The organism is Paenibacillus sp. FSL H7-0714, assembly GCF_038003765.1.
In the GTDB taxonomy this organism is placed as follows: Bacteria; Bacillota; Bacilli; order Paenibacillales; family Paenibacillaceae; genus Paenibacillus_AQ.
In genome coordinates, this window is sequence record NZ_JBBOPT010000001.1 from 5,649,751 (window position 1) to 5,661,603 (window position 11,853).

The window sequence follows — 11,853 nt, forward strand, 5'->3', positions numbered from 1 at the left end:
CCTCTTCTCACGCAAAAAGGATACCCATTGTAGCATAATCAGCACTAAAATACCAAATCTTTCAAGCGAACATACGACTACAGCACAGCTTGCAAAATAAAGTTAGCTACAAATAAACCCGCAATCCCATACAGCGCAGGAGGTACTTCCTTGCCCTTGCCCACCGCAAGCTTCACGATCGGATAAGTAATAAATCCAAAAGCCATACCATCTACGATGCTATAGGTGAATGGAATCATGACCATGATTAGGAAAGAAGGAAAGAGCTCTGTTAAATCTCCCAAGTCCATTTCACGCACATTCTGTACCATAAGCCCACCGATTACAATCAAGATCGGAGCGATAGCACTATCTGGAATGTAGGAGAGCAGAGGGAGGAACAGGAATGTCGCCCCGAACAGCAGCCCTGCCACGAGTGAGGTCAGTCCCGAACGTCCACCTGCAGCAATACCTGCATTAGATTCCGCAGCGGCTACTACAGGGCTGCTTCCGAAGAGACCTGCAGCGATATTGGCAATAGAGAGTGCTCGTAAGCTACTCTTGAAGCGCTCAGGATGCCCTGCCATCATAGTCTGTGAGGCGACTAGCCCAATATTTTCAAATACAACAATTAAGAGCAGTAAGAAAACAGCAATCCAGAACACAAGGCTCACTATGCCGCTCCAGTCCATTCCCAGAAATAAGCTTTCATAACCCGTAAATACATGACCGGATGCCTGCTTCTCAGGCGCGTGAGCCGCTCCCAGCAAGTAGGCTAGACCTGTACCAACCAGCATACTGATAAGCAAACCACCGTTGGTCCCGCGGATAAACAGTACTAAAGCGAGTAACAAGGTTACACAGGAAGTGATAACTGCTGGATCGCTAAAATGTCCTATAGCAACAAACGTGGTCTGATGCGCAATCACAATCCCGCTTTTTTGCAGTCCTATAAAGGTCAGAAAAAGCCCTATCCCGACTGTAATGGCATGCTGTAGGTTTTGAGGAATCGCCTCACTTAGAATACGATAAAGCGATGTGAAGGCCACGATAGCGAATAACACACCGGTTATTACAACTACAGTAAGTGCCTCTCTCCAACCTAAATTCATTGAATGTACAAGTGTGTATGTGAAAAATGCATTTATCCCCATCCCTGGTACCACGATGATTGGTGTCTTCCCACCGAAGGCCATCAGTAGACAGCCTGTAATGGCAGTCAATAGTGTAGCCACCATTGCTGGTCTAAGCGGCATACCCGCGTCATGAAGAATGGTCGCATTCACCATTACAATGTATACCGAAGCAAAATACGAAAGGATCCCTGCAGCCCACTCCCGTTTCCAGTCATTCTCAGGTGCAAGCCCTACACTATTTCGCCAAAAATTTGATTTCATGTACAAAAACCTCCACTGATATTAAGTTCCGCAGGCGGATATTACCCGGATAATAAGGCTTATAATCAACGGTTCATCCCGGTTCAATTATTATGCCTATTTGTGGTCTACATCTTGCAGACCCGCCTGTTAACCACAACAAAAGGGCGTACGCAACTGGATTTCAGCTGGTCGCCCTTTTGGTCCATTTTACTACTACTATCGCTATAATTGAAACAGCTTCAGCTCAGCGATTCACTTACACGCTGACGCCTCCAGCCTCAAGCAAATCACGCACGGCAACACTGACCATGATCAGGCCTGCTACCGGCGGAACGAAGGCGTTACTAGCTGGTGGTTGTTTCGCTTTACGTCGATCCGGCGCATTCTCCGGAACGATCTTATCCGTAACATCCTGACGTGGCTTCATTGGCGGCTCCGTAGAGAAAACCACCTTCACGCCTTTCTTAATTCCTTCCTTACGCAGCTTCTGACGAATGACACGCGCAATAGGGTCATAAGTTGTCTTGGAAATGTCCGCTACCTGGAATCTTGTAGGATCCATTTTGTTGGCAGCGCCCATGCTTGAGATCATTGGAATTCCACGGGACAGACATTCTTTGATTATGTGAACCTTATAAATAATCGTATCCGAAGCATCAAGTACATAATCAGGTTTTAATTTGAACAATTCCTCATAGGTTTCTTCCGTATAGAACATGTTGAGCGCAATCGCTTCGCATTCCGGATTGATCAACTTCACACGATCTACCATCAGTTCAGCCTTCTTCTGCCCAACCGTAGTTGTGAGTGCATGAATCTGGCGGTTTACATTGGTGATGTCTACAGTGTCCTTATCTATCAGAATCAGTCTGCCGATGCCGGTACGCGCCAAAGCCTCAACTGCTATACCGCCAACACCGCCGATGCCAAGCACCGCTACAGTGCTGTTCTTCATTATTTCCAGACCTTCCGGTCCGATCGCCAGTTCCGTGCGTGAGAACTGATGTAGCATGAGGTTCAGCCTCCTTCAAAAGCTTTGGCGAAGCAGAAATCTGCCTCGCCCGCTTCGATTAGTTAATTATTCTTTTTCTTTCTTCGGTTTAAGCGCCAGCTTAATGTGCAGCTGCTCCAATTGTGAACCATCTACTGGCGAAGGTGCATCCATAAGTAGATCTGTTGCACTTGCCGTTTTCGGGAATGCGATGGTTTCACGCAGATTTGTACGACCGGACAGCAGCATAACTAGACGATCTAAACCGAAAGCGATACCACCGTGTGGAGGTGTACCATATTCGAACGCATCCATCAGGTAGCCGAACTTCTCATAAGCAACCTCTTTCGTAAATCCAAGGGCTTCGAACATTTTCTCCTGTACTTCGCGTTTGTAAATCCGCATGGAGCCTCCGCCTACTTCATAACCGTTCAGAACGATGTCATAAGCTTGTGCACGGATCGCACCTGGATCTGTGTCAAATAGATGCAGATCCTCTTCACGTGGACGAGTGAACGGATGGTGTTCTGCTACATAACGTTTCTGATCTTCGTCATATCCAAGGAGTGGGAAGTCTGTAACCCAAGCGAACTTGAACACGTTATCGTCAATCAGACCGAGCTGACGTCCAATTTTAACACGAAGGGCGCCTAGAACGTCTGCTACAACCTTTTTATTATCAGCGGAGAAGAGGAGAAGGTCGCCTTCTTCAGCGCCTGTACGTTCCTTCACAGCCGCAATTTCTTCTTCGGAGAAGAATTTCACAATCGGCCCTTTGAATTCCCCGTCTTTCACTTGAATCCATGCCAAGCCTTTCGCGCCATAGCGAGCAGCATAAGGTCCAAGGTCATCGATTTCTTTACGAGTCCAAGTGCCACAGCCTTTAGCATTTAGACATTTCACTTCGCCGCCTTTTTCGATTACAGAAGCGAATACCTTAACACCGCTAGTAGCAACAATATCGTTCATTTCTACAAGCTCTAATCCAAAACGCAGATCAGGTTTGTCAGAACCGTATTTGCCCATAGCATCAGCATAAGTCAACCGTTGGAACGGAAGCTCAATATCTGCTCCTACAGTTTCCTTGAACAGACGCTGCATCAGCTTCTCCATCATACCAAGCAATTCATCTTGTGACAGGAATGAAGTCTCAATGTCGACTTGAGTGAATTCAGGCTGACGGTCAGCACGCAAATCTTCATCACGGAAACAACGAGCAATTTGGTAATAGCGCTCAACGCCGCCGACCATCAACAATTGCTTGTAGATTTGTGGAGATTGCGGCAATGCGAAGAATTCGCCTTCATGCACACGGCTTGGTACCAGATAATCACGCGCGCCTTCCGGTGAGCTCTTAGTTAGGATCGGTGTTTCTACGTCGATGAATCCTTCACTGTCAAGGAAATCACGGAAAATCTTAGAAGCTTTCGAGCGAAGCAGCAAGGTTCTTTGCATCTCCGGACGACGAAGGTCTAAATAGCGATATTTGAGACGCAGAGACTCGTCTACTTCCACACCATCTTCGATGAAGAACGGAGGTGTCTTAGCTGCGTTCAGCACTTCAATGTCCGTAATTTGCACTTCAATTTCACCTGTTGGCAGGTTGCGGTTAATGGTTTCCTCATCACGTTTAACAACTTTACCTTTAACAGCCAGGACGTATTCACTACGAACCTTATCAGCAATTTGTAAGGCTTCGCCAGAGTAGTCTGGGTTAAATACAACTTGTACAATACCGCTTCTGTCACGCAGATCAATAAATAATACGCCCCCAAGGTCACGGCGAGTCTGCACCCATCCGTTCAAGGTTACCGTCTGTCCAATATGTTCTGGTGTTAATTGTCCACACTGATGACTTCTTTGCATAATTTATCATTCCCCTTCATGGTTAAAAATACATTTTTAATCTTTCTCTATACAGTCACCATAAGACGTTAGTCAGATGGTCTAAACCAGTGCCTGACCCAGCTCATCCAGCTTCACGGTGCGTTGCTCCCCTGTATTCATCGACTTCACGGTAATTACACCATTCTTCAGCTCATCTTCGCCAAGAATCGCAGTATAACGTGCCGACATACGGTCTGCGGATTTCATCTGTGCCTTCATTTTCCGGCCTAGGTAGTCACGTTCTGCTGAGAACCCTTGGCTGCGCAGAATATATAGCTGCTTAGAGATTTCGATATCAGCTTCCTCACCGAGAGCTACGAAGTACACATCCAGTGGCTTCGCCGTCTCCAGCTCTACCTTCTGATCCTCCAAAATGAGGAGAATTCGTTCAAGTCCAATCCCAAAACCAATACCCGGTTGATCCGGTCCACCAATTTCTTCAACCAAACCGTTGTAACGGCCTCCGCCGCCCACGGTATCAATCGAACCAATACCTGCTGCTTTATATTCAAACGCTGTATGCGTGTAATAATCCAGTCCTCTTACAAGTCGAGGGTTAATGGTGAATTCCACACCCATGATATCAAGGTGCATCTTCACCTTTTCAAAATGAGTGGTGCACTCTTCGTCCAGACTATCCAAAATGGAAGGCGCATCTGTAAATTTATCTTGATCTACCTTACAATCCAGCACGCGAAGCGGATTACGCTCAATACGACGCTGACAGTCACTGCAAAGGGTATCCTTCATTGGTCTTAAGAAACCCAATAATTTCTCCCGATAAGCTGCACGGCTAGGTGCGTTACCGACAGAATTGATTTCCACTCTTACATCCTTAAGGCCAAGATCCTTATAGAATTGATAGCCTAAGGAGACTACTTCCGCATCAATAGCCGGATCCACAGCTCCAAAAGCCTCAATACCAAACTGATGGAATTGACGATATCTACCTGCCTGTGGACGCTCATAACGAAACATAGGTCCGATATAATACAGCTTACTTACATCAGGTTCACCGTAAAGCTTGTTCTGAACATAAGCTCTAACGACACCAGCCGTTCCTTCTGGACGCAGCGCCAGATCACGATCGCCTTTATCCTTGAACGTGTACATCTCGCCTTCTACAATATCCGTTGTTTCGCCTACTCCACGCTCGAATAACCCCGTATACTCGAACATCGGTGTACGGATTTCACGGTAATTGAAACGACGGCATAAATCTCTAGCCTTCCCCTCAATATACTGCCATTTCTCCACAGCTCCCGGAAGCACATCCTGCGTTCCTGTAGGTTTCTCGAATCTTTCTTTAGCCACAGTCTATCCCTCCTAAAAAATACCCCTCTAAATCTGCTCTCTTCATCACTTCATCATGCTAAACAAAACAAAAAATCCCCCGCCCTGTTTATAAAAAACAGGGACGAGGGATTATCATAACCAATAATACACCCGTGGTACCACCCACATTCCGGATCAGAACCATTCTGAATCCGCTCAAAGCGGTTAACGCCCGCCTACGCATAACGGCTACTGATAGCGGCAATATACATTGCCCACTTTCGCCGTACGTTCTCGGGGAGGTCATTCATTCGCTCATCAACAGAATCCTTGCAGCCAAGCAGAAACGATAGATCATCCATTGTACTGGATATCATCTGAATCTACAGGGGATTCCTCTCTGGAGTTGTGGGTCCTCGAATTACTTGTTCCCGTCATCAAAACCATATGATAAAATCGTATATTTTTAAATTCTACTGAACTACTGCGCTAAAGTCAAGGCAGGAAATGCGAAGATGAATAAAAAATTCGACAACTTTCAACTTTTGACCTTTAACTTCAACCGTTACAAAAAAAATGACCTGCAGCCAAATGCTGCAGGTCCATCATCATATATTATTAAAAAGGGGGTCATGCCTTTATTATAAACACGCTATATTAAGGAAACATGTATGTAATATTACGATTATATTACATTCATGAAAGCGGTTTATTTTAATAGATTGTTGTTAATCGAATTGCTCTACAAATGCTCCTTTGCCCCGAAGGGTTTCCACAACCTCATTATAATTCTCTTCTGCAACACTTAGGTCCATCACATAACGAAGTTTACTTAAATCCCCATCTTCGAGCTCTCCATCTGCTACATCCGCACTAACCTGGTCTTCATCCACGCTATAATGGGTCTCAGGCTCATCACGCGTTTCGGAGGCGGCAACACCAGGGGCCAACATAGCTCCAGCTGCCGGAGTGCTACCCGTTCCAAGCGTCCCCACTGTACCTGCGGCTAACGTCGTATTACTAAACGGGGCTATCGGAAACAGAATTCTACGATCTTCCCCAATAGGGTCCGTGAGTGGCCATACCTCCAAGCCATCTACCTTGTAACTAATCAATGCTATTTTAGCACCTTCTGCTTCATTTTCCGTTCTAAAATATGCTTGGATTTTTCTGGTCATTACCATTACCTCCTTTAGATTATAAGACTCAGTGTTATTAATTGCTATTGCAGGACCTTCAATATTTCACGAACGAAGGCAGGCTCATCTTTCGGGGTACGCGAAGTAATGTAATTACGATCAACTACCACTTCTTCATCTTTAAACTCCGCACCAGCGTTCACAACATCATCTTTCAACGGAGGATAACAGGTGATGGTACGTCCTTTAAGCAAGTCTGCACTGATCAGAATTTGGGGTCCGTGGCAAATAGAAGCGATAGGCTTACCAGCTTCGTTTGCTTCTTTCACAAACTTCAAAATATCTGCATTTTGCCGTAAATTTTCTGGGGAAGAACCTCCAGGAATTACTATCGCGTCATAATTACCTGCTTGAACGTCAGCTATGCCTTTATCGGCTGCGTAGGAGACTTCCTTCTTTTTGCCTAGTAAGGTCTCACCCTTCTTTAAACCAATAATGTCAGCTTGATGTCCTGCCTTTATAACTTCATCGTAAGGGACCTTCATCTCAGAATCTTCAAAATCATTAGCTAGTAAAAATGCAACATTACTCATGTGATAAGTTCTCCTCTCTGCTTGTGCAAATGAATAGGTACTTATTGATCTTTCTTGTCGTCTATTACCCTTATCACAATGATTTCTAACCTCTAATCAGAAAATATCCCCGGTTAACCGCATCAAAAAGCCGCCTCCACCACCCATTTCAGGTACGCGGTAAGAGATTACGGCTTCTTCCTTTGATCACTTGAGATTCAATTTCATCTTCCGTCTTTTTGGCTAACGCATAGGCTTCTACAGGACTCCCTGTCGCTAGTGCCGGGATACTTCTCCATACCCATGCCTTCTGTGAATGTCTCATTACTAGGCTCCTTGCATCGTGCGGGATAACTGTCTACCTTTAGTTTATCCAGCTCCAAGAGGCTCTATCCGCACAAGATTCTACTTACAACACAACAGAAACAAGCAGACTTTTACGCGCAGGATACTTGTAGCCATCAGAAGAAGGAGGCTTACTGGAATTTCGGAATTTCCGTTTGAGCTGGTGTTTGCTTTCAAACCCCCAATTGGTTCGCTTTTGCTGAGCGCAATATGTAGAATAGGCGTATCACAACAACAATAGCGAGGTGGAAAGGATTAACAGCATGGATAAAAGAGTACTTGTCGTAGACGATGAATGCTCTATCGTGAAAGCGATCGCCTATGCACTGCGGCGGGAAGGCTTTCAGGTCGAAACGGCCGCTGACGGCGAAGCCGCGCTTAGACTCGTCGAATCGTTCCAGCCGCAAGTGTTCGTACTGGACGTTATGATGCCAGGGCTGTCTGGTTATGATGTGTGCCGTCGGCTGGAGAACCGGAGAGGGATTGGCATCCTATTGCTCACGGTCAAGAACGACATTGTAGACAAAGTACTAGGCCTAGAGCTGGGTGCAGATGATTATATGACCAAGCCGTTCGATATTCGGGAGCTCGTCGCCCGAGTTAGAGCGCTGCACCGTCGAGTCGAGAAAAGTGCGGAACACGCTCCCTCCGACAGTCCAATTATGATTGGTGCGGTGACAGTGAACCCGTCACATCGTGACGTACAGGTGGCCGGTGAGAAGGTGGGGCTGACGCCCAAAGAATTCGAGCTGCTCCACCTGCTCGTCCTCCATTCGGAACGGGTATACACGCGCGAGGAACTACTAGATCTTGTCTGGGGGCTCGACTATGACGGGGGCACGCGCACTGTCGACATTCATATACAGCGAATCCGCAGTAAGCTGGGCGACGAAGGTCAACGTCTGCTCCAGACCGTATACGGAGTAGGTTACAAGGCCACCCGGGAGTCCTTATGAGGGTGAGCTTACGATGGAAGTTCTCCCTGCTGCTCGCCGGACTGCTATTGTTCACGGTGAGCGTGCTTAGTGTGCTAATACTACGCAGTATCCGTCACAACCAACGTACTGGACTGGAGCGTGAAATGGCGGAGATGACGAACCGCGCCGAATTGACGGTGAAGATGAGCTACTTGTCCGGGGAACAGGTCAGCTTGAAGGCATTCATGAAGTATCGTGGCATGGATCTCTCCAATCGATTGGGGCAATCCAACGGACTGCACGTCCGACTGTACGATGAGACCGGTGTCGAGATCGGGAATTCGCTGCCTCTCGTTCCTTCCCCCACTATGCCGGATGCGCTGCAGTATGCACTCCAGGGCAAGGTTGCTTATTCGGACGTCCAGGACGTGCTATATTATTTCACACCCATCATGTTCGAGGAACAACTGATCGCTGTAGCCGAATTCCAGAGACCCGTGGGCGAGCTGCACGCCTTTTACCGGCAGACAAGAACAATGTTCCTCCTATCAGGCTCAACCGTTCTGCTCGCCAGCTTCCTGCTCGGCTTCCTTTATGTCTACCGACAATCCAAAGCTATAACTCTGCTCAAGCAGACAGCGAACAACATCGAAGCAGGAGCGTATATTGATCATGCACCACTAGTCCGTAAGGATGAACTTGGCGAATTAAGCGAGGGCATTTATAGCATGAGCCGTGAGATCGAATCGAGTATGAAGAAGTTAGAAACGGAGAAAGCGAAGCTATCGCTTGTCGTAGACAAGCTGCAAGTATTGGAGCAGCAACAGAAGCAATTCATTAACAATATTAGTCATGAACTTAAGACCCCTCTCACTTCTATCACTGCATATGCCGATCTACTGGAACTATACCCAGATGATCCTTTACTGTTTCAGCAAGCGATGGAAAGCATTCGCAAGGAATCGTCTAGACTGCACAAGCTGGTAGAAAACGCGCTGCGCCTTGCCTCACTGGAGAAGTACGAATTCGAATACCAGGCTGAAACCGTGTCACTTGATATCGTGCTGGACGAGCTCGTCTCTTTTATGAAAGGCAAGGCTGACAAATTCGGTCTAACCTTTCAGCTTCACACAGTACCTGCCACCATATGGGCGGAACGCGAGAGTTTAATACACATCTTCGTTAATTTACTGGACAACGCGATCAAATACAACCTCCCCGGTGGAAGCGTCAATATTCGATTGTATACCGAACAGAATCACGCAAAGGTAGAAATTATTGATACGGGAATTGGCATTCCTTTCGAATCCCAGGAGCGAATCTTTGAACCCTTCTACACCGCGAACAAGGCGCGTTCAAAAGAAACGAAAGGAAGCGGCTTGGGACTTGCTCTCGTTCAGCAATGGGTGGAGAAGCAAAGAGGAATCATACAATTGAAACGGTCAGACTCCACTGGGAGCGTGTTTGAAGTACAGTTTCCCCTCTATCATCATGATTCTGTATAAGTCCCAACTTCTCTCTTCTCCAAGTCTCGATCCGTTTACAACTTGGAAACAATTAGAAATACTGTGGAGACATCCTGTTGGTACACTCTTATCAGATTTATAACACAGCTTAGAAGGAGATACATCATTCATGAAGATGAAACAAGTTGGGATCGTATTACTAGCGGTTGGGATCGCAGGCTGCAGCAGCACAACACAGAATAACGGCGGTGGAGCAACTAATAGCCCACCAGTTACCGTCATCGACAAGAACAAGCCAGAGAAGCCTGATTCGCAAACCGATAAACCAATCACCATGGATCAACTCGAGCGACTTGACGGCCTGTATGCGCAAGATTGGCTGAACGAGAACGAATTGTTAATTGCCCAGACGAATCCGGACGCGAAGAAGATTGATTCCGACTCTGGTCCAATGAAGCCTGCCCAGCTGTACATTTACAATTTGAAAACGAAGCAGATCAAGGCGCTGAAACCGAGCGAAGACCGCGTGCATGAGAGTCCGATTGTCTCGCCGGACGGCCAATATGTCTTTTTCCATGAAAACACCTCGTTCATGATGGACGGTGGCCGCGGTGTCCTTGTGCATGTGCCAACCGGAACTAGCCGAATAATCACGGATAAGGATAAGGGCGGACAGGAATGGGGCCAGTGGACAGACTCCAGCCATCTGATCGTCGGCAACGGTAAAGGTGCTATTCTGCAGGTTGGGACAGTTAGTAAAGACGAGGTATTGCTTAGCAAAGATAAAAACGTCATGTTCGATTATGCAGCGAAGGCCGGGAATACGCTCTTCTACGTCAACCCTAATCCCGATAACACACTGTCGGCCTACAATCTGGAGACGAAGAAAGAGACGATCGTGGACAAATCCGTCTGGAGAATGTCACTGTCCCCTGACGGCAATCAGTTAGCCATGCTGAAGAGTACGGGGGATACGGAACGCACGCTGTTCCTCATGAACTCGAACGACACCTCGAAGCGGACTAAGCTCGCCGTGACGACTCAGATGTACGCTTTCGATTGGTCCCCAGATAGCTCGTACTTGGCGTTCGCCGTGTATAACAAGGACAGGGACGGCATGAACGGTGTCTACGTTGCGAATGCGAAGACCGGCAAGATCGAGCAACTCGGCGATTTCCAGGATGTCGCAACCGTCGCCTGGAGCCCTTCGGGCAAGCAACTAATGGTCTCGACGAGCACATTTGTGGATAATAAGCCCAAACTCACGACTTATCGGCTAGTGTTGAAGTGATTAACAAGATTAATATGTTGTTTACACCAACGGAGAACGAATATTACAATAACAAAAAAGCGTTCAACATATTAGTCGTGACTAATATGTTGGACGCTTTTTAAGTTTGAAATTTTTGATGTTAAGGTCTTGATAAATAGGAAGCAATCTTCGACATTTTTTTCATTAACTGCGGCTATCTAAAATGAGAGTAACCGGGCCCCAATTGGTCAGCGACACATCCATCATCGCTCCAAAAACACCCGTCTCCACTTGAAGGCCGCCAGCTCTAAGCTCTTGGTTAAAGTAATCATAAAGTCGCTCGGCCTCCGCAGGAGCTGCTGCTCCCATGAAATTCGGCCGTCTCCCCTTACGACAATCCCCGTATAAAGTAAACTGGGATACTGAAAGAATTGCTCCCTCAGTCTCTGTGACACTGTAGTTCATTTTACCAGCATCATCTTCAAAAATTCGCAGTCCTGCTATTTTATCCGCCAAATATTTGGCATCCTTTTCTGTATCCTCATGCGTAACGCCAACTAGCAGCATTAAGCCTTTGCCAATTTCTCCGGTCACTGCCTTATCCACGGTTACTTTGGCGTCCTTACAACGCTGTACTACAACTCTCATCGT

12 protein-coding genes and 1 pseudogene are annotated in these 11,853 nt (G+C 46.9%); 3 read left to right on the forward strand and 10 right to left on the reverse strand.

The window, feature by feature from the left end; genetic code table 11:
• Positions 1-77: 77 nt before the first annotated feature.
• From NST34_RS25385 to NST34_RS32195, 9 genes and pseudogenes are all read right to left on the reverse strand, one after another.
• Complete coding sequence (locus NST34_RS25385) at positions 78-1,376, reverse strand: NCS2 family permease (protein ID WP_341129016.1); 1,299 nt, start codon at positions 1,374-1,376, stop codon at positions 78-80.
• Positions 1,377-1,614: 238 nt separating this feature from the next.
• Positions 1,615-2,370, reverse strand: a complete 756-nt coding sequence (locus tag NST34_RS25390; protein ID WP_042191088.1) for a tRNA threonylcarbamoyladenosine dehydratase — start codon at positions 2,368-2,370, stop codon at positions 1,615-1,617.
• A gap of 66 nt (positions 2,371-2,436) precedes the next feature.
• Positions 2,437-4,215, reverse strand: a complete 1,779-nt coding sequence (gene aspS, locus NST34_RS25395; RefSeq protein WP_042191089.1) for an aspartate--tRNA ligase — start codon at positions 4,213-4,215, stop codon at positions 2,437-2,439.
• An 81-nt stretch (positions 4,216-4,296) separates the two neighbouring features.
• Positions 4,297-5,550, reverse strand: a complete 1,254-nt coding sequence (hisS, locus tag NST34_RS25400) for a histidine--tRNA ligase (RefSeq protein WP_042191091.1) — start codon at positions 5,548-5,550, stop codon at positions 4,297-4,299.
• A gap of 197 nt (positions 5,551-5,747) precedes the next feature.
• Positions 5,748-5,873: a hypothetical protein gene (locus NST34_RS25405; protein WP_256716317.1), complete on the reverse strand. Its 126-nt coding sequence runs from the start codon at positions 5,871-5,873 to the stop codon at positions 5,748-5,750.
• A 366-nt stretch (positions 5,874-6,239) separates the two neighbouring features.
• On the reverse strand, positions 6,240-6,689 hold the full coding sequence (locus tag NST34_RS25410) for a hypothetical protein (protein ID WP_076284836.1): 450 nt from the start codon (positions 6,687-6,689) through the stop codon (positions 6,240-6,242).
• Positions 6,690-6,733: 44 nt separating this feature from the next.
• A complete protein-coding gene (locus NST34_RS25415; RefSeq protein ID WP_341129017.1) occupies positions 6,734-7,243 on the reverse strand; it encodes a type 1 glutamine amidotransferase domain-containing protein in 510 nt (169 codons plus the stop codon).
• Between the two features lie 148 nt (positions 7,244-7,391).
• Positions 7,392-7,547 carry a hypothetical protein gene (locus NST34_RS25420; RefSeq protein WP_179085778.1) on the reverse strand — a complete coding sequence of 52 codons (156 nt, stop codon included), beginning with the start codon at positions 7,545-7,547 and terminating at the stop codon, positions 7,392-7,394.
• Between the two features lie 84 nt (positions 7,548-7,631).
• Positions 7,632-7,727 (reverse strand): annotated as a pseudogene (locus tag NST34_RS32195) (hypothetical protein); the annotation flags it as partial.
• A 103-nt stretch (positions 7,728-7,830) separates the two neighbouring features.
• Here NST34_RS32195 and NST34_RS25425 point away from each other — a divergent pair.
• The 3 genes from NST34_RS25425 to NST34_RS25435 all read left to right on the forward strand — a co-directional run bounded on the left by NST34_RS25425 (position 7,831) and on the right by NST34_RS25435 (position 11,241).
• Complete coding sequence (locus NST34_RS25425; RefSeq protein WP_149647658.1) at positions 7,831-8,523, forward strand: response regulator transcription factor; 693 nt, start codon at positions 7,831-7,833, stop codon at positions 8,521-8,523.
• 2 nt (positions 8,524-8,525) lie between these two features.
• A complete protein-coding gene (locus tag NST34_RS25430; protein WP_341129018.1) occupies positions 8,526-9,989 on the forward strand; it encodes a sensor histidine kinase in 1,464 nt (487 codons plus the stop codon).
• A gap of 130 nt (positions 9,990-10,119) precedes the next feature.
• Complete coding sequence (locus NST34_RS25435; RefSeq protein ID WP_341129019.1) at positions 10,120-11,241, forward strand: TolB family protein; 1,122 nt, start codon at positions 10,120-10,122, stop codon at positions 11,239-11,241.
• Between the two features lie 165 nt (positions 11,242-11,406).
• Here NST34_RS25435 and dtd read toward each other — a convergent pair whose 3' ends face one another.
• Positions 11,407-11,850: a D-aminoacyl-tRNA deacylase gene (dtd, locus tag NST34_RS25440; protein WP_076284841.1), complete on the reverse strand. Its 444-nt coding sequence runs from the start codon at positions 11,848-11,850 to the stop codon at positions 11,407-11,409.
• Between the last annotated feature and the right edge of the window lie 3 nt (positions 11,851-11,853).